16 protein-coding genes are annotated in these 21,874 nt (G+C 63.6%); all 16 read left to right on the forward strand.

The window, feature by feature from the left end; all coding sequences use genetic code 11:
• The first annotated feature begins 12 nt into the window (after positions 1 to 12).
• Entirely contained in the window at positions 13 to 1,071 is a 1,059-nt protein-coding gene (locus M9945_RS14315; RefSeq protein ID WP_367945155.1) for a hypothetical protein, read from the forward strand.
• Complete coding sequence (locus tag M9945_RS14320; RefSeq protein WP_367945156.1) at positions 1,071 to 2,270, forward strand: DUF2460 domain-containing protein; 1,200 nt, start codon at positions 1,071 to 1,073, stop codon at positions 2,268 to 2,270. The genes M9945_RS14315 and M9945_RS14320 overlap by 1 nt, the downstream gene beginning before the upstream one ends.
• Positions 2,267 to 3,775 (forward strand): DUF2163 domain-containing protein, encoded by a 1,509-nt coding sequence (locus M9945_RS14325; protein WP_367945157.1) that lies wholly within the window; start codon positions 2,267 to 2,269, stop codon positions 3,773 to 3,775. Before M9945_RS14320 ends, M9945_RS14325 begins: the two co-directional genes overlap by 4 nt.
• Positions 3,775 to 4,227, forward strand: a complete 453-nt coding sequence (locus tag M9945_RS14330) for a C40 family peptidase (protein ID WP_367945158.1) — start codon at positions 3,775 to 3,777, stop codon at positions 4,225 to 4,227. Before M9945_RS14325 ends, M9945_RS14330 begins: the two co-directional genes overlap by 1 nt.
• Entirely contained in the window at positions 4,220 to 6,832 is a 2,613-nt protein-coding gene (locus tag M9945_RS14335; protein WP_367945159.1) for a phage tail protein, read from the forward strand. The genes M9945_RS14330 and M9945_RS14335 overlap by 8 nt, the downstream gene beginning before the upstream one ends.
• A gap of 3 nt (positions 6,833 to 6,835) precedes the next feature.
• The gene (locus M9945_RS14340; protein WP_367945160.1) at positions 6,836 to 9,718 is read left to right on the forward strand and encodes a DUF2793 domain-containing protein; all 2,883 of its coding nucleotides are present in this window, start codon (positions 6,836 to 6,838) and stop codon (positions 9,716 to 9,718) included.
• On the forward strand, positions 9,715 to 10,764 hold the full coding sequence (locus M9945_RS14345; protein WP_367945161.1) for a hypothetical protein: 1,050 nt from the start codon (positions 9,715 to 9,717) through the stop codon (positions 10,762 to 10,764). Before M9945_RS14340 ends, M9945_RS14345 begins: the two co-directional genes overlap by 4 nt.
• Complete coding sequence (locus M9945_RS14350) at positions 10,761 to 14,753, forward strand: LamG-like jellyroll fold domain-containing protein (RefSeq protein WP_367945162.1); 3,993 nt, start codon at positions 10,761 to 10,763, stop codon at positions 14,751 to 14,753. The genes M9945_RS14345 and M9945_RS14350 overlap by 4 nt, the downstream gene beginning before the upstream one ends.
• Before the next feature lie 130 nt (positions 14,754 to 14,883).
• On the forward strand, positions 14,884 to 16,056 hold the full coding sequence (locus tag M9945_RS14355) for a peptidoglycan-binding protein (RefSeq protein WP_367945163.1): 1,173 nt from the start codon (positions 14,884 to 14,886) through the stop codon (positions 16,054 to 16,056).
• Positions 16,053 to 16,292: a hypothetical protein gene (locus tag M9945_RS14360; RefSeq protein WP_367945164.1), complete on the forward strand. Its 240-nt coding sequence runs from the start codon at positions 16,053 to 16,055 to the stop codon at positions 16,290 to 16,292. Before M9945_RS14355 ends, M9945_RS14360 begins: the two co-directional genes overlap by 4 nt.
• Positions 16,293 to 16,447: 155 nt before the next feature.
• Positions 16,448 to 16,753 (forward strand): hypothetical protein, encoded by a 306-nt coding sequence (locus M9945_RS14365; RefSeq protein ID WP_367945165.1) that lies wholly within the window; start codon positions 16,448 to 16,450, stop codon positions 16,751 to 16,753.
• 214 nt (positions 16,754 to 16,967) lie between these two features.
• The gene (locus tag M9945_RS14370; protein ID WP_367945166.1) at positions 16,968 to 18,164 is read left to right on the forward strand and encodes an ATP-binding protein; all 1,197 of its coding nucleotides are present in this window, start codon (positions 16,968 to 16,970) and stop codon (positions 18,162 to 18,164) included.
• A gap of 66 nt (positions 18,165 to 18,230) precedes the next feature.
• Positions 18,231 to 18,905, forward strand: coding sequence for a hypothetical protein (locus tag M9945_RS14375; protein ID WP_367945167.1), 675 nt, complete (start codon positions 18,231 to 18,233; stop codon positions 18,903 to 18,905).
• Positions 18,905 to 19,960 carry a hypothetical protein gene (locus M9945_RS14380; RefSeq protein ID WP_367945168.1) on the forward strand — a complete coding sequence of 352 codons (1,056 nt, stop codon included), beginning with the start codon at positions 18,905 to 18,907 and terminating at the stop codon, positions 19,958 to 19,960. Before M9945_RS14375 ends, M9945_RS14380 begins: the two co-directional genes overlap by 1 nt.
• Positions 19,960 to 20,529 carry a hypothetical protein gene (locus M9945_RS14385; RefSeq protein ID WP_367945169.1) on the forward strand — a complete coding sequence of 190 codons (570 nt, stop codon included), beginning with the start codon at positions 19,960 to 19,962 and terminating at the stop codon, positions 20,527 to 20,529. Before M9945_RS14380 ends, M9945_RS14385 begins: the two co-directional genes overlap by 1 nt.
• On the forward strand, positions 20,530 to 21,813 hold the full coding sequence (locus M9945_RS14390; RefSeq protein ID WP_367945170.1) for a DnaB-like helicase C-terminal domain-containing protein: 1,284 nt from the start codon (positions 20,530 to 20,532) through the stop codon (positions 21,811 to 21,813).
• Positions 21,814 to 21,874 lie beyond the last annotated feature (61 nt).

The following is a 21,874-nucleotide window of genomic DNA, read 5'->3' on the forward strand; positions in this document are numbered from 1 at the left end:
CGGAGGGAAGCGATGGCGCTTCTTTGGATGGATGGCTTCGACACCTATGGGTCACATGGTCAGGATGCGACCGACGTGGTGTCGGCATCCGGCTACGTCAACGTCAACGGCCTCACCGCCGAGAACACGACGCGCACCGGCCGCGGCCTTTGCATGCGTATGTCCAGCGGCGCGGCCGTCTATCAGGGCACGCGCTGCCGCCGCGCTTTCGTGACGCGCGACGAGATCGTTATCGGCTTCGCCATCAACGCCCCCCGCAACGATTTCGGGTGCCTGGGAAACATTCTCTACGACGATCGCATGGGCACGATCCGCAGCCAGATCAGCCTTTGGCTCAACGGCCAGGGCGGCATCACGATCCTGCGCGGGGACAACCAGCAATTCCTCGCGGCCAGCGGCCCGAACATCATGTTCGCGAAGGTCTGGCACTATGTGGAGGTCAAGTACAAGCCGGGGTCGCACATCATCGTTCGCCTCGATGGCGCAACCGTCCTGACCGCGGCGGGGGGCAAGCACAACGACGCCCCCAACTCCGTGAACATGTTCCAGTTCCAGCAGCTATCCGGCGAGTTCAGCCTGAACGATTGGAACAAGAGGTTCGACGACCTCTACATCTGCGACACGACCGGCGCGCTGTTCAACGATTTCTGCGGCGACGTCGTGATCCACGCGCTGACGCCGATGCAGGACGCCGGCCCGAACCAGATGGTGGCCTATGGCGGCGGCCTGTCCAACTACACGGCGGTCGATGACATCCCGCCCGACGGCGACCTCTCCTACATCTACTCGAACACGCTCGGCCAGGTGGACATGTTCGACCTGGATGCCCTCCCGGCCAACATCATCGATGTGCTGGCCGTCAGCGTGCATGCGCGCGCCAGGAAGGACGCGGCCGGCACCTCCAACATCAAGCTGAAGTGCCGCTATCTGAGCGACACCGCCACCAGCCCGCCGATGACGCTGACGACGGTCTACACGAACAAGCACCATGTCTTCGAGACGGCGCCGGACGGCGGCGGCTGGAACCGCGCCAAGGCGAACGCCATCCATATCGGCGTGGAGATCGCCTGATGTCGCTCCGGATCACCGGCATCTCCGTGGAAGTGACGGGCATGAGCGGGCCGACCCTCATCGCCACGCAAAGCTCCGCGCAGTTCCTGGGGGTCTCGAACAACCACCGCCGCCGCATCACGCAGCTCTACGCGCACATCATGGGCAAATACCCCCTGAACACCGGGGAGGAAGAGGCCGACGGCGCCAACCGGTTCACGCAGGTCTACGCCAACGTGATGATCCCCTTCACACCCAATTTCGAGTGGATCGACATGGTCATCGACGAGGTTTTCCCTTTCGACATTTCCTACAACAGCATCGGTGCGACCCGCTTCCAGACGGACGTGGTGCGGGTGGACAGCGGCCATGACCAGCGGTCGTCGCGCTGGGACCAGCCGCTCATGGAGTACGACATCGCCTATGGCGTGCGGACCATGGAGCAGCTCCAGGGGCTGGTAGCGTTCTTCCGCTCGATGCACGGCCGGCGGGACGCTTTCCTCTACCACGATCATGTCGACCACACCTCGACACTGGCCACCGAGGAGGAGGCCCGACGCCCTCCGGATATATCCCATCTCGATCAGGTAATCGGCGTGGGCGATCACTCGAAGTTCAAGTTCCAGCTGATCAAGCGGTATCCGACGCCCAGCGGCAACAAGGAGCAGATCAGGCCGATCTACCGGCCCCAGCCGGGCACCGTCATGATCGGGGTCGGCGGCCTGCAGACCGCAAGCTGGGAGATCGACTACGCGACCGGCGTGATCACCTTCGTCCCGAACTGGCAGAAGGTGAACCTGCAGAACATGCGCCTGGAGCCGGCGGATGGCGCGAACCAGTGGCGCATGCTCGGCGCGACGGGCACGTTCACCGGCCTGGTAACGGGCGACAAGATCATCACCCGCAACTGGCTGAACCCGCTGAACAACAGCAACGAGGCGATGAATCTTGTCGTCGCCTCCGTGGCCGGGGACGGCTCCCAGATCACGTATACCGGCCCCGCGAACTACGGCGAGCTGGAGAGCAACCGCAACGGCGTCGGCGTCTATCGGCACCCGGCTCCCAAGCCAAACGTCGTGATTACGGCCGGCTACCATTTCTATGTCCCGGTGAGCTTCGACACAGATCGCCTTCCGGTGGCCCTGGAGGAATACGGGGTCGGCGGCGCGGCGGACGTCAAGCTGATCGAGATCCGTCCGTCGGAGGTCTTCGACGAATGAAGCGCATTTCGCCGGCACTCTTCGAGCAGCTGAAGGAGCGGTCCACGCACATCGTGCTGGGCTGGTATCTGGAACGCAAGGACGGCCTGAAGCTCGGTTTCACGTCGGGCGACGTCCCGTTCACCATCGACGGCATCGAATATGTTCCGTCCAATGCCTTCAGCGGCATGGCCGTGTCCTCGAAATCGAACCTGTCCGTGGACAATACGAGCGCGACCGCTCTGGTCAGCGACAAGATCACGGACTGGGACCTGCAAGCCGGCCTCTGGGACAATGCGTTCGTCCGCATGTTCTGGCTCAACCCGTTGCAGCCGGAGATCGGGGCGGTTCCGATCCGGGGCGGCCGCCTTGGCGAGGTGAAGATCAGGAACGGCCAGTTCGAGGCCGAGGTGCGGTCTCCATTCCAGAAGCTGCAGCAGCCGTTCGGGCAGTTCTTCACGCTGGAATGCTCCGCGGCTCTCGGGGACGACAGGTGCAAGGTCTGGCTCGAAGCCCAGGAGTGGAAGGCGAACTCGCGTTACATCGCCAAGGCCGGCGCGGACGCCGGCATCGGCTCCTATGTGAGGCCGAGGGTCCAGAACGGCTTCTGGTATCAGTGCGTGCGGGCGCAGGGCGCCCAGGCGTCGGTCACGTCGAACCCGCAGGCCGGCGTGCTCGGCAGCCTGATCGCGAACGGGCTGATCCAGAACTACGTGAACGCCCAAGGCGCCGCAGGCATGTTCAAGCTCATGCTGCTGATGGCGAACATCGGCAGCGGCGCGACTGTCGTGAACGTGAACAGCCACCCGGCGCTGAAGGCGATCGCCACGGCGATGAAGAAGCAGACCTCGGGCGCCGTGACCGTCGAAGGCATGATGCCGTTCGGAGAAAGCTACTACCAGCAGGACCTGACGAGCCAGGGACAGCTGGTCAACTCGCAGGCGTACCTGACGCCGACGAAGGAAGGCGAGGTCCCGCTCTCGGCGCCGGCCGGCGTGCAGCCGCTGACGGTCACGAACGTCTCGTCGAGCATCCGGTACGCCATCGGGCTGTCCGGGCCGGCCGAGCCGAACTGGCCGCAGGCCGTGGGCGTCGAGGTCGCAGACAACCATCTCGTCTGGCGAACGATACGCGCGCGGCGTCTGCGGGGCGCGGTCACCGCCGTTTTCAGCCGCAGCCACTTCACGGACGCCTCGCGCGCCGAGCCCTACGACTGGTGGCGGTACGGCACCGTCGAATGGATCACGGGCACGAACAAGGGCCTGAAGGTCGAGGTGCGGGCCTACTCGCAGGAGGGCGGCGGCGCCTTCGCGCTGCTTGAGCAGATGCCGGGGCAGATCATGCCGGGCGACGAATACGAGGTGGTGAAGGGCTGCGCCAAGACACGCACGGCCTGCAAGAACGACTTCGACAACATCCACAACTACCGGGGCTTCCCCGACATGCCGACCGAGGAGAAGGCGCTGGCGACAGCGAACATCACCTCGAAGGGCGGCCAGAAGAAGCAGGACAGCGGAGGCAGTTGATGATCGACCGGCAGCACATCGTGGACACGGCCCGGACCTGGATCGACGCGCGTTACCGGCACCAGGGGCGCTCGAAGGAAAGAGGCGTCGATTGCGTCGGCCTCATCATCGGTGTCGGCGCGGAACTGGGTTTGCAATTAATTGCACCGGATTTCTACGCGGAGAGCCCCAGCTCGAACCTCGTCCTGCGCTATGCGGACCAGCAGCTCGAGCCGATCCCCGGCAAGGAGCTGGCGCTCGGCCGTGTGGCCATCCTCTGGGGCTTCGACCGGAACGAGGCCCAGCATCTTGCGATCGTCGGGGAGCACGCCGGCCGGCAGACGATGATCCACTCGTTCAGCAAGGCCGGAAAGGTGCTCGAACACAGCTGGGACGCCTTCTGGATGAAGCGCCTGGTCCGCGTCTACGAGTATCCCGGCACCACCCCTCTGGAGGTGTCGCCCTATGGGTAAGATTGCGCTCTCGCTCGCCATCGGCGTGGCGGGTACGATGCTGTCGGCGGCGCTCGCGCCGAAGCCGAAGGACCAGTACGGCCCGCGACTCTCGGACATCAACATAGCGACCGTGTCGCCGGGCAACCCGATCATCCGCCTCTGGGGCGCCATGAAGGTTCCGGGCCAGTTGCTCTGGACGTCGAAGCTGATCGAAACCGAGCATGTCGAGGAAGTTGGAGGGGGCAAAAAGGGCGGCGGGAAAGGCGATAGCCAGAAGATCTACACCTACACCTACTCGGTGGATTGCACCGTCGGCGTCTGCCAGGGACCGGTCCACCGGATCAACCGCATCTGGGCGAACCAGAAGCTCCTCTGGATGCACGACGACATCGTCATGCAGGCGAGCGAAGACTTCGACGCGGCCTATTACGCCGAACTCGACCGGCTGGTGAACCAGGAAGGCGTCACGCGGCTGGAAGAAGCCTATTGCGGCGCGTTCATCTTCGCCTTCAACAATTACCGTCCCGACGAATACACCTACGGCACGCAGGCCGAAGCGGTCGCCTACATCATGGCGCACCCCGGCACGAACCTGACGCCTCCCGTCCCGGCGCCGAGCCAGTCCGCCGTCGACGCGCTGCTCGGGCAGATGCTCGACGGTCTCGGCAAGGACCAGGAATACGCGACGAACAAGATCCGGTTCGACTCGATGAACGTCTATCTGGGCAGCGAGACCCAGACCCCGAACGCGAAGATGGAGGAGTATCTCGGTGTCGGCAACGTCCCCGCCTATCGGGGCGTCTGCTACTTCGTCATCCATAATCTCCAGCTCGAGGACTTCGGCAACGGCGTGCCGACCTTCACCGTCGAGGTGCAGAAGACAGACGGCGCGGTGCAGCTCCACGAGATCGTGCGCGACGTTTGCCGAGAGTGTAGCCTTGATGATGTGGAGTTCGATGCCCTCGGCCACATGCCGACAGACATCGAAGTGCCTGGCTTCGCGGTCACGCAATCGCAATCCGGGCGCGGCGTGCTCAACATGCTCCAGTCAGTCTACCCTTTCGACGCGGCCGAAAGCGCCTACCGGATCGTCTTCCAATGGATCAACCAGAGACCGGTCGCGATTATCCGGCGCGAGGATTTCGGCGCCTACGCGGACGGCAGCGAGCCACCGCCCTCGATCGAGACGACCCGCGCCCAGGATGCGGACCTGCCGCGGCGGCTGCAGCTGAAGTTCCAGGAGCCCGCGCGCGCATACTCCCCGAACATGGTCTATGCGACCCGGCAGGTGACAGAGGCGGACAGTGTCGATGATCTGGACGTCACGGTCGCGCTCACCCGATCGATGGCGAAGACCCGCGTCGAGGAGATGCTCGCCCTGAAGTTCACGGCCCGGAAGAGCCACAAGGTGCTCTTGCCGCGCAAATATGTGATCGTCGAGCCGGGCGACGCCGTGCTGGTTTCGGACCTGACCGACACGACCGGCTACCAGTATCTCTCATGGCGGTGCGTCGGCGTGGACATCGGCGCCAACGGCATCCTCGAGCACGTCTTCGTCGATCACAACCAGTTCCTGCACACGACGGCGATCACCGAAGGCGATCTGGACATCGACGACAACCAGCCAGCGGTGCTGCCTCGGGGTTCGCCCACCGTGCCGTACCTGCTCGATGTGCCGCTGCTCAGCGACCAGGAAACGGACAATGTCGGCTACTACGCCGTGCTCGCCGGCAACCGGAATACATGGTCCGGCGGGGCGTTGCTGATCGATATTTCGTCGGGCGGCACGGTGCAGGTCTTCGGCATCGAGGAGGCCAACGAGGCGGCAGGCTCCAAATGGTACGCGGTCGCCCAGAACAGCGTAGGCATCGCCCACGGCTACACGCTGACGGCGCTCCCGCGAGCCATGCCCGGCCTTTGGGACGACCAGCTCGCCATCCGGGTCTACATGCTGAACAAGGAGATCGACCTAGCCTCCGCAGACCCCAATGACCTGCTGTCCCAACCGCTCAACATGGCCGTGATCGGCAACGAAATCGTCCAGTTCTCGCAGGTCAGGGACCTCGGCAACGGCATATGGGAAATCTCGAAGTTCCTGCGCGGGCTCCGTGGCACCGAGCATGAGATGGACAAGCATGCCCCTGGGGAGCGCTTCGTCCGCCTCAAGCAGTCGGCCATCAAGCGGATCACACATGACAACAGCGGCCTGAACAAACCCCAGGTGTACCGGGCCGTGACCTTCGGGGACGACCCCGACAGCGCGGCCAGCTTCACGTTCGTGAACACCGGAAACAGCCTGCGGCCGTGGACGCCGGCCGTCCATGAGCTGGTGCGGCGGTCCAACGACGACATCTACATTCGCTGGAGCCCGCGCAGGCGTCAGAACGGCGGCCTAATCAACGGCCAGACCCTGGAGATCGACCAGCCTTTCGAGCGTTACGAAATCGACGTTCTGGACGGGAATACGGTCGTCCGCACCGCATCGATCACCGGCCGCGAGTGGACCTACGCAGCAGCCAGCCAGGCCGCCGACTTCGGGCAGGTCGAGGACAGAGTCCGGCTGAGATTGTATCAGTTAGGCCAGATCGTGGGCCGCGGATTTGCCCAGGAACTGGAGGCATAGGGCATGGTTGCGACCCCAAAGCTCGGTGTCCGCCTGATGGCATCGAACGATGTTCAGAAGGAGGTCGTCTTCAACGAAGCCGCCGTGGTGTTCGACGCCATGGTGGCGCGGTCGGCCAAGAACCGGCAGAACAACCCGCCCGGCTCCCCGGCCGACGGCGACACCTACATCGTCGGCACCGGAGCGAGCGGTGCATGGAGCGGCCACGCGAACAAGATCGCGCTCTGGTTCAACGGTTGGCGCTTCTATTCGCCGCTCCAGAAGATGAAGTTCTTCAACGAGGCGACGAGCACGTTCTGGACTTACTCCGGCGCGGGTTGGACCCAGGACCCGGCCGGCACGCCGTCGACGCTCGACGACCTGACCAATGTCGGGATCGTAGCTCCCGAGGACGGCGACGTGCTGACCTTCAACGCCTCGGACAATCGCTGGGAGGCGCAGGCACCCGCCGCGATCCCGCCGCTGGGGCAACTGGCCGACATCAACCTCAACACGCTGCTGGACGGTCAGATCCTCGTCTGGAACGAGACAGGCAGCCAGTGGGTGAACAGCGCGCCTCCGTCCGGCGGCGGCGGTGGGGCGACGGCGCTCGCACAACTGACCGATGTCGAGATGAACAGCCCGAGCGAGGGCGATCTCTTCATGTGGGACAACGCCGCCGGCAAGGCGATGTTCAAGGAATTCGAATTCCCGGCCGCCCAGCTCAACGACCTGAACGACGTCGTGGCCGGCGGCGCCCAGCAGAATGACGTGCTCGCCTGGAACGGCGCCGCATGGGTGCCGAGCCCGGCAGCCATCACCTATTCGTTCCTGGGCATGGTGGACGGGCCGCAGACCTTCGACGGCTATGCAGACCACTTCCTGGTCGTCGACCCGACCGAGAGCTTCCTCCGCTTCATGTCCCTTTCGGAGCTGCTGTCCGGCGCGACGTTCAACCTCGCGGATTTTCCCGACGTCGAGGCACCGTCCGACACGCACCTGAACAAATTTCTGAAACTGACGAAGGTCGGGGGCACATACCAGTATGTCTACGACACGGTGAACCAGACGAATTATTCGATCGGGCTCACGGTCGGCGGCACCGCGATGACCTCGCGCATCCGGCAGCTCTACCTGAACGGCTTCAACGTCATCGAAGACCCCGACAATGACGGCTTCGTCACCATCACGGCCTCCAACGTCCTCGAATTCCAGGCCGACGGCGATGCACTTGGAGGCGACGTCAGTGCAATCAATTTCACCGGCAACGGGATCAACGTCACGCTGATCGATGACGTGCTGACCGTGGATATCGGTGAGACCGCGCAGGCGGTGGCGTTGTCGGACCTCGATGACGTCCAATTCGAGACGCCGCCGGTCGACGGCAACGTGCTCAAGTTCGATGCGCTTTCCCAGAAATGGGGGCCGGGCACCGGCAGCGGCGGCGGGCCGAACATCGATCAGAACGAATATGTGGTGGCGACCTACGAGCTGGGTCCCTTCGCGCCGCCGACCGCCGAAATGTTCCCCGGCCGGCACAACGCGCCGTCTGCGGACCTGACAGCGGTCAAGGGGCGCGGCCTCGTGATCCAGGGCGGCCCTCAGACCTCGGGCGTGCGCCACGCGGTGGTCTATCGACAGCTCGAGTACGACCTGGAGCCGTGGATGGTCACCGCCCGCGTTGTCCCCGACTCCTTCATGGTGGCCGGTCACGCGGGCGGGATTGTCGTTCAGCGCGCTTTCAACGGGGCTTTCGTTTTTCTCGCGCTGGGCAACTCCAACAGCGACACGCAATTTTCGTTGCGTCTCGGATGGGTGAGTGCTGCCGGCGCAGAGACGATCCTCCTGACCGAGCCGAACCAGTACAACTGGCTGCGCCTCGGCTTCGACGGCAACCACATCCGGGCTTGGGTGTCTTCCGATGGCCTGGTCTGGCAGGTTTTCGGCAATCCGGTCGATCCTTCCACCACCCTGCAAGGCGTACCCGACCGGGTAGGCATCACGAACCGCTCGAACGCCACGCATGACGGGACATGCGGCACGCTGCTGACCTATTGGGAAGATCCCGACTTCCCGGCAGGCTCTCGAATTCAGCAAGGCACGGTCAGCCTCGGGCTTGGAGCCTTGCAGGACGTCGACATGGAAACGGCGCCGCCCGTCGACGGCCAGACCATCGTCTGGAACGAGATGGAAGCAAAGTGGGTGCCCGGCGAAGCAGGCGGCGTCATCGAGCAGCTCGGTGACATCGAAGACGTGGATCTGGACACCCAGGCCCCGGCTGACGGGGAAGCTCTGGTCTGGGACGAGGCCGGGCAGAAGTGGGTTCCGGGGTCTGCCGCCGCTGAAACGCTCGGGGATATCGGTGACGTCGACCTGACCGATCTCGAGGACGGGCAGTCGATCGTCTGGAGCGAGGCCGAAAGCAAATGGCTGCCGGGCGCGGGCGCCCCGGAAACACTGGGCGAGATTGGTGACGTCGACCTGGCCGCGGCGCCGGTCGATGGCAACTCCCTGGTCTTCGACGGCACGCTGGGCAGATGGGTCGCTGGTGCCGGTTTCGGCAACGTGGCGACCGAATTCGACATATCGCTGTTCATCCCCGGCACACCCGATGCCGAAAGCGTCATCGCCCGGTACATCACCGCCAGGGAGTACACGCTTGCCGCCGATCTCGAGGACAGCTTCGCCTATGCCGAGACCGCGGCCGATGGCGAGGTGATCATCTCGATCCAGAAGAACGGCACCATGATCGGTTCGGTCACGTTCGCGTTCGCCACCAACGACGGCGTATTCGCCTTCGACGATCCCGTGGGCTTCGCGCCCGGCGACCGGCTGACCCTCGTCTCGCCGTTGAGCCTGCAGAACCTCGCGGACATCTCCATCACCTTTGCAGGGAGCCGCATATGAGCATTCGTCATATGGATGGCTTTGAGCAGTACGCAGCTCAGGCCGACCTTGGAAACACCTATGTGCTGACCGGCGCGGCCGTGTGGGGGCTTTCGTCCGACACGCCATTCGGCCGGGGCAAATCCCTGGCGTGCCTGCAGCCTGCGGTGAACCACAACGGCCTGGTCAGATCGATTCCGCAGGTTCCCCTCGGGGCATATGTCGGCTGTGGGTTCCGCCTGAAGATCGTCGCCTATCCCTATGCGAACGACTACCGCTACCTGTGCCGATTTCTGGAAGGCAACACCTGGCATGCCGGCCTTCATATCGACGCCGGGGGCTTCCTCGCGCTGTACCGTTCCACCGCCGCCGTGGCCGGCTTCTCGCGGCCGCTTCTCCTCGACACCTGGTATCATGTCGAGGTCCGCGTGAAGATCGGAGATGCGGATGGCGAGATGGAGGTCCGCGTCAACGGCGAGACATGGGGCCTTGTGACGGGCGTCGATACCCGCAACGGCGGCCAGGGTATCATCGATGCCGTGTCCCTGATGCAGGTGAACGCCGCGACCGTGAACAGGAACGGCAGCTTCCTCGTCGACAACTGGGTTGTCTGGGACACGGAAGGCACGACGAACAATACGTGGGTCGGTGATGCCGAGGTCCTGACGATTTTCCCCAATGCCGATGACGCGCTTGGCACCTGGGTCCCGAACACGGGGGACGCCTGGGACGCGATCAACGACGTCGGCAGCGACGGCGACACGACCTATATCAGCTCCGAAACGGTAGGCGACGAGGCCACGTTCGGCCTGGAAGCGCCGGCAGTCGCACCTGCGAACATCCTGGCGATCGGCACGTCCGTCGTGGGCAGGAAGTCGGATAGCGGCACCCGCTCGATCCAGCACGGCATCGTAAGCGGGATCGATGAAGCCCTCGGGCCGGGCAGCGCTTTAGGCACGAGCTATGCCGCCTCGCACGCCATCTTCGAGGCGGACCCGGCGACCGGCGACGCATGGCTCGCGGGCGCCATCGGCAGCCTCAAGACGAAGATCAAGGTCTCGGCATGACGGACGCAATCGTCACCCAGGATGCGGTGAAGGTTCTTGCGACGGCCGGCGGTGGTCCGGCCCGCGTGACCCAGAGTTCCGTCAAGGTGCTTGGCGACGCGCGACCCCCGGCTCGGGTGACGCAAACCGCGCTCAAGTTGCTGGTCAACCAGGAACCGGCCGCGTGCTTGTCGCAGGCATTCCTGCAAGTGCTCCATCGGTCGAGGCCGGCCCGCCAGCCGTCCAGGCAAGTGCCGATCGCAATCTCGATGACGTCGGAAAAAGGCATTCCCGGCGATCCGTATTGGAGCCGGGTGGAATTCCTGGTGCGGTCGGACATCGGCTATTTCGACCTGTCCCGGCGCAAGCGCGGATTTTCGATGGATCGCCGCTACGGGCCGTTCATCACCGCCGCGCAGGCAAAGTTCGGCACGACCTCGTTTCACCAGCGCACCGTGCCGAGCAGCGCCGTTCGTCATTTCGGGTTGGCTTGCCGCCCCGACGTCCAGAGATATGGCATCGGGCGCAAGAAATTCACCATCGAGGGATGGATCAGGGTTCCCGCAGCCAACTATGCCGTCGTGCTGAGCTGCTACAATCCCGATGCGAATGACCGCGGCTGGATGCTCCACCTCCAGAATGGCATCCCCACATTCTGGGCGGCAGACCAGACCAACTCTGCCGCGACCCTGAACCTGGCGGCCGCGTCGGCGCTGTCCTTGAATAGCTGGCATCACCTCGCCATCGATCGCGACGATGAAGGCGTCGTCCGCCTGTATGTGAACGGGGCCATGGCCGCGTCGACCAGCTACCCCGGCCTGATACGGAAGGCCGGCGCCCGGCTGAAGATGGGCGGATCGCACACGAACAATGCCGCCGAGTGCTGGCTCGATGACGTCCGGTTCACCAACGGGGTCTGCCGCTATGGGTCGGATACCGGCTTCACGGCGCCGACGGGGCATCCACCATTCGAGCCTCGGGATATGCCGGAAGTCGACCCTGTGCAGGACCGGTATTACGACCTGATATCCGTGCTGCTGGACACGTCGGCGGGCATTGTTGACCGCGGCCCCAGGGGCGTGCCTGTCTACGGCAATCCGGCTCCCACCGCGTCGACCAGCCAGAGCCAGAGCTTCTACGACGGCCCCGTGCAATCCCTGTGGCCGCTCTCCGGGGCCAAGATCGTGGTTCCCGATATCGACGACCAGAACAACCTTGGTGACGGCACTCCCTTCACGATCGAGAGCATCTTCAACTACTACGCCTCGCAGGGCATCGTCAGCTATGACATCCTGGGCGTCCAGAACCAATGGGTGCTCTGGGCCAGCGCCAGCAACATGCGTATCTATTTCTGGAACGGCACGGGCTGGACGAGTGTCGGCAACGCAGGGGACAACAGCTACAACAGCCTGATCCATTTCGCCTTCACCTATGACGGCAAAGGCGTGAGCCGCATGTACATGAACGGCTATCTCGTCGACAAAACCGTGGGGGTTTACCCGCCGAGCGTGCCGGCAGCGGAACTGCTCCTTGGCTGGCAATCGAACCCTGGCCGCATCAACGAGTTCCGACTTACGAAGGGTATCGCCCGATGGACGGACGACTACTGCATCCCGGCTCACGAGTATTTCTTCAGGCCGCCGGTTGAAGGGCCGGCCTACGTCCCGGAAGTCCCCCCTGGCGATAGCTATTCCTATCCGTACCCGTTGCCCGTCGTGAACCCTCGCGCTGCGGTGGCGCCTGGCTCGGAGTGGCTGCAGCTTTCCGGCAATATCCCTGGCCGCTGGAACAAGTTCATGCAGACGGGCGGCTATCAGGACTATCCTGGGACCCCTTACGCATTCCATCTCCAGTCGACGACGCGGGTCCATACTGTCCAGAAGCTATCGATCCCGGAGCTGCTGGTCGAAGATGTTGATGCCGGCCTGGTCGATGCGGTCTTCGAGCTTGATTTCGGGTTGGACCCGCGATCGCCCGCGGCAAACGGCTGCTACCTGGTCAGGGCCACGAATGCAGAGGGGAAGGTCGTGGCGCAGCGGTACAGCCGTAACTTCTCCGCGGAGAACTGGAGCCCGCAGTCGGTGCGGCTCCCGCTGCCGGCGGGCACGCGGGCGGTCGACATCGGCTTCCTCGCCTTCAACAGCGGCACGGTCCCGGCAATCAATTGCACAAATCTCGAAGTTTCCCTCGATCAGCGGAGCGATCCCGTTCGGTATGTGGCGCTGCCGTCCTATCCTCCGGCGCCGGCCGAGTGGGCGACGAATCTCGGAGGGGCGATCACGACCGTGGCGCTCGATTACGGCACCACGGGCCTCTCGCAGACCGCGGATATGTCCGACACCTATTTCGAGGCTGATCTACCGCCCGAGATGACCGACGACATCGACGCGGGCCTGTGCGCCTTCGAGATGAACTGGTTCGGCACGCTCCATTCGGGCGACACGAACGACGGCGGCCGGGTCTGGGCGGAGTTCCTCGACGCCGGAGGCGTTCAGGTCGGTGAGCGGCGATATGACAGCTCGGCTTACTACAGGCAAAAGCTCGGAGGCGAAGGCTCGCAGCTGGAGACGCGCATCCCCGACGAGGCCCGCAAGGTGCGGATGGGGTATCGCGGGGTCCGCAGCGCGCGCGAGACGGGGATCGTGAGCTTCTATCCGATCGGCATGCACGGCCTGGTCAAGAAGCCCGCGGTGTTGCCGCCCGATCCCCCGGTTGCGCCCGTCGTCACCGAGGACGATTTGTGGCCTTGTGTCCGCTATCTGCTTTCCTCGCGGAACGGAGCCATCGAGAACCTCGCGCCTTTCGGCAGCATCACGCACACCGTGAACGGGACCGCCCAGCACACGGTGGCCGAGAGCAGGTTCGGGGACGGGAACAACATCGCATTCAATCCCGCCGGGGCAGCTTCAAACGCCGACTACCTCAACGTCGTCCTTCCTGGTCTGGGATTCAAGACGGAGCTTACCCTTGAGGCGTGGCTTCTGAAGAAGGGCAACCCACGCGATTGGACAGGCATCTTCAACGGCTTCGGCCAATGGAATGACAGCGCGTCCAACTCGCTACAGTTGCATGGCCCGGTTGTCCGTCCCGATGCGCCGATCCCGTACAATGAGTGGTTTCACCTGGCCTTCTGCCGCGATGCAGACGGGGTCTGCGAAATGTTCGTCAACGGCAAGAGGCAGGCGGCCGTCAATCTGTCCTACCTCACGGCACTGACGACGAGCTTCACGATCGGCCGCAGCTCCTCGGCCAGCGACAATGCGAGCTGGTACGGCTACATCGACGAATTCCGGATCACGGACGGCAAGCGCCGCTACACGGAGGACTTTGCCCCACCTGCCAACCGATTTCCTGCCACGGGCGGCGGGGCGCACTTCCTGCCGGTTCTCTATACCGGGGTGGCGACCAGCGGCACCAACTCGGCTGCCTACAGCCACGCAAGCCAACCGATCGGTGCGCAAGGTGTCGATCGCCATGTGCTGGTCGTTGTAGCGAACAACCGCGCCAACGGCATCGCCGGGTCCCCCAACACCGTCACGGTCGCGGGCGTCGGCGCCACGAAGATCGCGGAGTTCGACAGCAGCTGGCACGCGGGCGTCCACAATGCTCATATCAGTTTCTGGATGGCGCCCGTTCCGACCGGCACGACGGCGACGGTCGCCGTATCCTACACCGGAAACAGATACCGACATGGCATCGCTACGTTCTGGGTAGATGGCGAACCTGAGCTGCTCGATGCAATCCAGGGGACCGACAGTCAGCCGTCCCTCGGCACGATCGCCGTGGGCGAAGGCGGCCGGGTCATCGCCGTCGCCCTCAACAGCCAGAACGTGGGCAACTATCTGGTGGTCGGAGAGCGGCACATTGTCGAGGACGGCACGCTGGAGGTCGGCAGCGACTATCTCAACTGGACGGGCGTGGAGCCGACCGTCAGCGTGAACCTGGAGAACGATGCCACGGGTGCGTTCAACAGGTTCGCGGCGATCAGCCTGGTCGCTCCCGGCGGCTGAGCGGATTTTCCTCCTGAAAGCCTTTATCGCGCCGGCCTCCAGACTGGGCCGGGCAGATTGCAATCAATTGCAAAAAAGAACGGGGCGCGACTAGAACAGGCCGAATGCAATCAATTGCACACGCGCCTGCGTGGAGGTCGCCGTGATTACCGAAGCCGATCTGAGGAAATTCCTCCCGAAAGCGAAGGCGGCGCTTGTTGCCGCTGTCGCCGGCAATTGGCATGAGGCGGAGGCTGCCGGCATCACGTCGCCCCGCCGCATCCGGCAGTTCCTGTCGAACATCGCTACCGAGACGGGCGGCCTGACGTCGATCGTGGAGAGCCTGACCTATACGAGCGCGCAGCGCATCTACGACGTCTTCAAGGGGCCGGCGACGAACCGCCGCTTCAAATCGGTCGCTGAATGCCAGTCCTATGTCCGCAACGCCAAGGCGCTCGCGATCAAGGTCTATGGCGGCCGCATGGGCAATGCGCCGGCCCCCAGCACGGACGGCTGGGACTTTCGCGGCGGCGGCATGCTTCAGACCACGGGGCGCGAGGGCTATCGGAACATGGGCTTCGAGGGCAACCCCGGCGCGCTCCAGTCGAACCCGAAGCTCGCCTTTCTGGCTGCTGTTCGTGAGTGGAAGAAGCGCGGCTGCAACGAACTGGCTGACAGGAACGATACCGAGGGGGTGCGCAAGGCCATCAATGGCGGCACCAACGGCCTGTCCGACGTGAGAACCTACCTGGCGCGGGCTGTGACCGTATGGCCCGACAACGCCAAGCCTGCGGGGGTCCCCGGAGCGATCACGAACCCCGTGGTCATCAGGGAAGCGCAGGTCATGCTGAAGGCGCTCGGCTACACCGAAGTCGGAGGCGTCGACGGCGTGATCGGGACCATGACGCGGGGGGCGATCCTGGCCTTCCGCGCCGAGAACGGCCTGCCGCTCACGCCCACTCTCGACGACGAGTTCATGCGTGCGCTCAAGGTCGCCCAGCCACGCCAGATCGCCAAGGAGCGCGTACTGGCCAGTGTCAGCGTCGTGGCCGAGAAGGTGCCGGAGGTGAAGGCAAACATGCTGTCGAAGATCCTGTCCGCGACCACGGCGGCCGTCTCCAGCTTCTTCGCCGCGATCGTCGGCATCTTCGACCAGTTCGATGACGCCAGGGGCTACATCGACCCGCTGAAGGGGTTTGCCGCCGGCCTTCCGGGCTGGCTCTGGCTCGTGCTCCTCACCCTGCTGGCGCTGTCGATCTTCATGATCAGCCGGAACGGCGAGAAGAAGGGCGTCGAGGCGTTCCAAAGCGGTGAGCGGCGATGAGCCCGCGCGCCGTCATCTACGGCCTGCTGCTGCTCGCGAGCGTCCTCGCCATCAGCTGGACGGTTCACACGCTCCGAGAGGGAGCCAGGCTGGAGGCCATCCAGGATGTCGAAGACGCGAACAGGAAATCCGAGGGCATGGCGGCCGGCGGCCAGGCGGATGTCGATCGCTGCCATGGCGCTGGCGGCAGGTGGGACCGTGCTCGCGGGGTGTGCGACGACGCAGCCGGTCAATAAGCCGTGCGGCGTCATCGTAGACAGCCTGGGCGATGTCCAGGCGGCCACGCCCGACGGCAACAAGAGGATCGATGCCCACTTCGAGCGCGGCGTAAGGGCCGGTTGCTGGGATCGATCGGCAGCAGGGCGCAGCCCGTAAGGGAAGGATAAGCCGCGTGTTGATCGGGGGTCACGACATATCCTTCTGGCTGGCGGTGCTGGGCGCGGCGATCCTGAAGCTCGCCACGTCTCCACGCATGACCTGGTTGCGGAGCCTCATCTCGGTCTTCGCAGCCTTGTTCGTCGCGTGGGTCTTCACGAAGCCGGCCCTGGCGTTCCTCGATCTCGACCGGGACACATATACGATCCCGGTCGCTGTCCTCATCGGATTGACCGGAGAAGGACTGTGCAAGTGGCTGATTTTCTCCGCCAACAATCCGAAGGAAGCCATCGAGTTCCTGAAGATATGGAGGGCGAAGTGAAGATGCTCGATATGGTAAGTTGGCCCGCGATCATCGCGCTAGGATGGCTCTATATCCTGGGTGTCGCCAGCTGCTCGTCCGACTCCAGGGCCGGGCCGGTAGACCCCCCGGCCCATTGCGTGAAATATTGCAATTGATTGCAAAATTCTGCTTGATACTGCCCGCCTCTAGGTCATAGTCAGGGGACGACAGGCCAAGGAGGGCCGGCCCCCGCATGCTCAAGCTCGCCATCGAAGCGCAGATACCGCTCATCGCCGTTCATACCCGCGATCTCGTCAACTTCGTCGACGTCCTGAAGACGCTGACCAAGAAGGCGCCGATGGTGTTCGACCCGAACAGCCCGAAGCCAAAGCCGGACTCCCTTTTCTATTTCGTGCATCCCGCCGGCGCCCAACTGCCGCTGGTCAAGATCTACGAGAAGATGGTCGCCGCCGAGAGCACGCTGATCCTGGTGAACCCCGAGCGGGTGGTGGAGCCGATGTTCAATGCCGGCGAGGTGCCGGTTCCGCGGGCGCTGCTGCTCGACTTCATGAAGCAGATCGTCATCGACGAGGCCCAGGCCGCCACGCTGCTGCAGGGGCTCGGCGGATGCACGATCAAGGAGGCGGCGGAGCTGGTGCGCCTTACAACGGCGCGCGACAACAGCCTGACCGTGCAAGGCATCATGGAGACCCGCAAGTCGATCTTCCAGGGGATGAACGGCCTGACCCAGATCGACATCAAGCAGGGCTTCTACGACCCGCCGAAGGAGCTGGCGGACTGGATCGGCAAGGAGAGAGACTTCTTCCTGCACGGCAAAGACCCCCGGCTCGTCCCCCGCGGCCTGCTGATGGACGGCCCGCCAGGCACCGGGAAGACGGCGGCGGCCAAGTATGTGGCCGAGCAATGGGGCGTTCCGCTCTACCGGGTCGACATTGCCGGAACCAAGAACAAATACGTCGGCGAATCCGAGCAAAATCTGCTGAACAACCTTGCCCGCCTCGATCACGAGGAGCCGTGCATCGCGCTGATCGACGAGGTCGAGAAGATCTTCAACACCTCGAACAACGATACGTCGGGCACCACGTCCACGATGCTCTCGCAACTCCTGTGGTGGCTTGCCGAGCACAGGAGCCGGGTGCTGGTCATGATGACCACGAACGCGGCCAGCAAGCTCCCAAAGGAGCTGTACCGGGAGGGCCGCATCGACAAGACGCTGGTCTTCGCCGGTCTCGAGAATGCCCCCGCCATGGATTTCGTCGCGAAGGTGCTCGACGGCTTCCACGGCAAGTTCAGCGAGGTTGCCGTGAAGGAGATCATGAAGAGCGTCCAGCCGATCTCCGACGTGAGCCCGCTGACCTACTCGCAAGCCGCCCTGACGGCCGAGACATACGCCTGGATCAAGAAGTCGCCCATGAACGCCAAACCTTGATCCCGCTCGCCTGCCAGCCACGATCACCGTGCAATCAATTGCATGGAAAGCGATGAGGAAACGACGATGAACGCCGAGAAACAGCCGCCGTTGATGATGGGCGGCACCGAGTCCAAGCAGTCCTATCTGGTGATCGCCCGCCGCGGCGGCTTCGCCCTGGGCGTCAAGCCGGAAGCTGTCCTCGACGGCAAGGCGTTCGGGCACGACGGGACGACATGGTTCGGCGCCCGGCTGCGGTCTGCGATGGCCGGCGGCCTGTTCGACACGATGCCCATCAACAAGGTTGTGTCGATCAAGGACATGATGCTGACGACGGCCACCGCCTGGCCCGAGGTCGTCTGGGAGAACACGAACGAAACCCGGTCCTCGACCGTGATCGGCGTTCTCTTGCATGGGCGTCCGCTCGGCACCGACGAGGAAGTGAAGATGTTCCTCGACGAGGTCGACAAGGGAAAGCTGGCCTCCAAGCTGGCCGATTACGTCGCCACGCTGGCCGGCGAAGAGAACCTCGTCATTCCCGTCAGCGAAATCCAGGAATGGCTCGACCAGTATTACAAGGGCCTGGTCGCCCAGATCATGGACGCCGTGAACAAGAAGAACGCGATCAAGCAGGAGATGGAAGCCCAGATCGGCGTCTTCGGCATGCAGGCCCAGATCCTGAAGAAGGCGCTCGAGAAGGCTCAGGAAACGTCCAAGTCGGGTGAAGCCGAGGACAAGGAGCCGCCGGCCGCGGGTGTGTGATGCCCAACCCGTTCGCGCGCTGCATGAACGTGGCGGGGTCCCAGTCAGCCGGGGCGATCCTGTTCCGGCTGACCTATTGGCTGCCGAAGTCCAAGATCAAGGACGCTTCTGGAAGGCGCTGGGTGTCGTTCAGCCGCGAACGCTGGATGGTGGAAGCCGCTCTGACGGAAGCCCAGGTCAAGCGCGGGCTCGCGCAGCTCAAGCAGATCGGCGTCATCAACGTCCAGACGAAGCTCGTCAAGGGAAAGAAGGCATCGTTCGTGACGCTGACCGACTATGGGCAGAAGTGTATTTCTGCGCCGGAGCAAGTTGGTCAGAAGTGCAAAATCGCACCAGGCGCGGTGCAGAATTGCGCCAGTCAAAATCTCGGAAATGCACCATCTATAGATACTACGTATCTTAGTGAGGGAAAGGGTAGTGAGGGAAATGTAGTGAGTAGCGTGACTTCGCACGCTGGGGTTTATCCGGGGAAAACTTCAGGTCCGGGAAAGGTTGGAAGCATGATCAGACTCCCTCCGAAAGCCAAACGCCAGGGCATGAACGCGGAGGCGGCCCCCTCGAAGCCGAAGTCGGTTCATGACGTCGTGGCCCACGTCAAGGCGAACAAGATGCTGCACAAGCCCGACAGCGTGTCCGGGCTCTCGTTCCTCTGGAAGAACCTGCTGCACGAGCACCACGGTCTGGTGGCGACGGTGACCACGAAAAAGGAACTCGGGCTGCTGAAGCATTTCCTGAACAAATGCCCGCCCGGTACGGCAGAGCAAGCTATGACGGCCGCGATGCTCGACTGGATCAAATTCGCCAAGACCGTCGAGCAACAGGCCGGGGTAAAGACCTCGCCCTCCAAGCCCAAGCTCGAATTCCTGCTGACCCATGCCGGCGTCGCGGTGAACCTGATCGGCAGCCCCTCAACATCGAAGCCGTTGAATCAGGAGGCCGGGAAAGGCGTCGGCGCGTCACGAAATTTGCAATCAATTGCACATAATGCCAATACTGACCCGGTCGATGAGGTGCAGGACCTCGACCAACTGCTTTCGATCCTCGGGGGTGATTGATGCATGCCGACCCCTACAAGGACGGGGTGCTGGTCAAGGAGCACCACGAGCGGCTGGTGGCTGACATCGACAACTTCGCGCTCGATGCCGGCATCAAACCGCACTGGATCTACCGGCCGCTGCCGGACGACTTCACCAAGCGCGAGATCGACTACCTGAAGGCATTCCGCAAGCACATTGCGGGGGCGACCGGCGTCTCGGGGATTGTCTACAGCGGCCCCAACGGCGCGGGCAAAATGGAGCGCCGCATGGCGGCGATGGCGGGGGCTTTGGTGCGCAATTTCATTCGCTCCCGCGTCATGACCCTGGGAACCGTTCTCGACCTCCTGGCGTCCAAGCAGATGCCCGAGATCACCTGCATCCTGATCCCAAATTTTTTCTACACCCAGGCCGAGGGCGGGACGATCGCCTCGTGGCAGACGTCGGCCCTTCTCGACTTCCTCTCGCATCGGCAGGTGACTGGTCAGCAGACCGTCCTCTACGCCTCGAACAAGGATTCGCTGCGGAAGGAATACGGCCTCGGCTTCGGCGCCATGATCTCCGAACACTTCCTCGATGTGGAGATCTGAATGCTCGGCAAGATGTTCATCTCCGCCGTCCTGGCGGAAGGCTCGGTCGCCGGCTTGCTGCAGTTCGGGGACATCGAAAGCCTGTTCAAGGCCAGCGAGGTCCCCGTCTATGCGTTCGTCCGCGAGTTCGTGAAGAAATACCAGGCGCTCCCGTCGCCCGACACGATCCTCGCCCACGTCGACGAGGCTTTGGTGCCTCACAAGGAGCCGGCGGCCTACTACTACGACCTGCTCGTCCTGCGCGACACCGAACACCGGCTGAAGAAGGCGATGCAGGACGCCACGCAGAACCTGCTTCCGAACAACAAGCAGCCGGAGAAGGCGCTGGTCACCCTGTCGACCGCGGTCATGGAGCTGGTGTCCCGCCGGCAGGCCAAGCAGGTCGTCGACTTCCGCGAGGCGCACGATGCGCTGATTGCCGACTACGTTGCGAAATGGAAGACGCCCGACCAGTACGGCATCCAGTTCGGCTGGCCGACGCTCGATGACATTATGGGTGGGGCCGTAAAGGGCGACATGATCTCGATCATCGGCCGCCCGGCGGTCGGCAAGACGTGGCAACTGCTTTATGGCGCGCTCCACGGTTGGCGCCAGGGCATGAAGTTGAAGGACCCGACACCGGCCGAAATCCAGAACCAGACGCCGTTGTTCGTCTCGATGGAGATGAACCCGCTGGCGATCCAGCAGCGCCTGGCCGCGATGTTCACGCACCTGCCGGCGGGCCAGATCAAGCACGCGGGGCTGACCTCGTCCAATCTCCAGAAGTACAAGGACGGCCTGACCCTGATCAAAGGGCACCACGCACCGTTCTGGGTGGTCGACGGGAACCTGACGGCGACCGTCGAGGACATTTTCATGCTGGCCCAGTATCTGAAGCCCGGCAGCATCTGGATCGACGGCGGCTATCTGCTCAAGCACCCCAAGGTGAGCGATCGATACCAGCGCGTGGCCGAAAACGCGGACCTGATCAAGCAGGAGCTGGCACCGCTCGCCCCCACCACCGTCTCGTGGCAGTTCGCCCGGTCGGCGGCGAAGAAGGACAAGAAAAAGGGCGAGAAGGCCGGCCTCGAAGACATCGGCTACTCCGATGCCATCGCGCAAGTCAGCTCGGTTGCGCTCGGGGTGTTCCAGGACGAGAGCGTGGAGACCCTCCTGCAGCGCGTCATCGATATCCTGAAGGGCCGCAACGGCGAGGTCGGGAAGTTCACGACGAATTGGGACTTCATCGGGATGGACTTCTCGGAGGTGCTCTCTCCCCACGTCGAAGACCTTCAGTTTCTCTAATTTTATGCAATCAATTGCAAAATTATTGCACTCCGCAGGCCGCCAGCTAAGATCGGGGAAA

The organism is Aquamicrobium sp. (genome assembly GCF_023954335.1).
Lineage (GTDB): Bacteria > Pseudomonadota > Alphaproteobacteria > Rhizobiales > Rhizobiaceae > Aerobium.

What these genes read in the sequence shown, in the direction of transcription:
- M9945_RS14330 (WP_367945158.1), top strand. Translation starts at nt 3,775, where the DNA reads ATGATCGACCGGCAGCACATCGTGGACACGGCCCGGACCTGGATCGAC.
- M9945_RS14340 (WP_367945160.1), top strand. Translation starts at nt 6,836, where the DNA reads ATGGTTGCGACCCCAAAGCTCGGTGTCCGCCTGATGGCATCGAACGAT.
- M9945_RS14385 (WP_367945169.1), top strand. Translation starts at nt 19,960, where the DNA reads ATGCATGCCGACCCCTACAAGGACGGGGTGCTGGTCAAGGAGCACCAC.
- M9945_RS14315 (WP_367945155.1), top strand. Translation starts at nt 13, where the DNA reads ATGGCGCTTCTTTGGATGGATGGCTTCGACACCTATGGGTCACATGGT.
- M9945_RS14390 (WP_367945170.1), top strand. Translation starts at nt 20,530, where the DNA reads ATGCTCGGCAAGATGTTCATCTCCGCCGTCCTGGCGGAAGGCTCGGTC.
- M9945_RS14370 (WP_367945166.1), top strand. Translation starts at nt 16,968, where the DNA reads ATGCTCAAGCTCGCCATCGAAGCGCAGATACCGCTCATCGCCGTTCAT.
- M9945_RS14380 (WP_367945168.1), top strand. Translation starts at nt 18,905, where the DNA reads ATGCCCAACCCGTTCGCGCGCTGCATGAACGTGGCGGGGTCCCAGTCA.
- M9945_RS14345 (WP_367945161.1), top strand. Translation starts at nt 9,715, where the DNA reads ATGAGCATTCGTCATATGGATGGCTTTGAGCAGTACGCAGCTCAGGCC.
- M9945_RS14325 (WP_367945157.1), top strand. Translation starts at nt 2,267, where the DNA reads ATGAAGCGCATTTCGCCGGCACTCTTCGAGCAGCTGAAGGAGCGGTCC.
- M9945_RS14375 (WP_367945167.1), top strand. Translation starts at nt 18,231, where the DNA reads ATGAACGCCGAGAAACAGCCGCCGTTGATGATGGGCGGCACCGAGTCC.
- M9945_RS14335 (WP_367945159.1), top strand. Translation starts at nt 4,220, where the DNA reads ATGGGTAAGATTGCGCTCTCGCTCGCCATCGGCGTGGCGGGTACGATG.
- M9945_RS14360 (WP_367945164.1), top strand. Translation starts at nt 16,053, where the DNA reads ATGAGCCCGCGCGCCGTCATCTACGGCCTGCTGCTGCTCGCGAGCGTC.
- M9945_RS14320 (WP_367945156.1), top strand. Translation starts at nt 1,071, where the DNA reads ATGTCGCTCCGGATCACCGGCATCTCCGTGGAAGTGACGGGCATGAGC.
- M9945_RS14350 (WP_367945162.1), top strand. Translation starts at nt 10,761, where the DNA reads ATGACGGACGCAATCGTCACCCAGGATGCGGTGAAGGTTCTTGCGACG.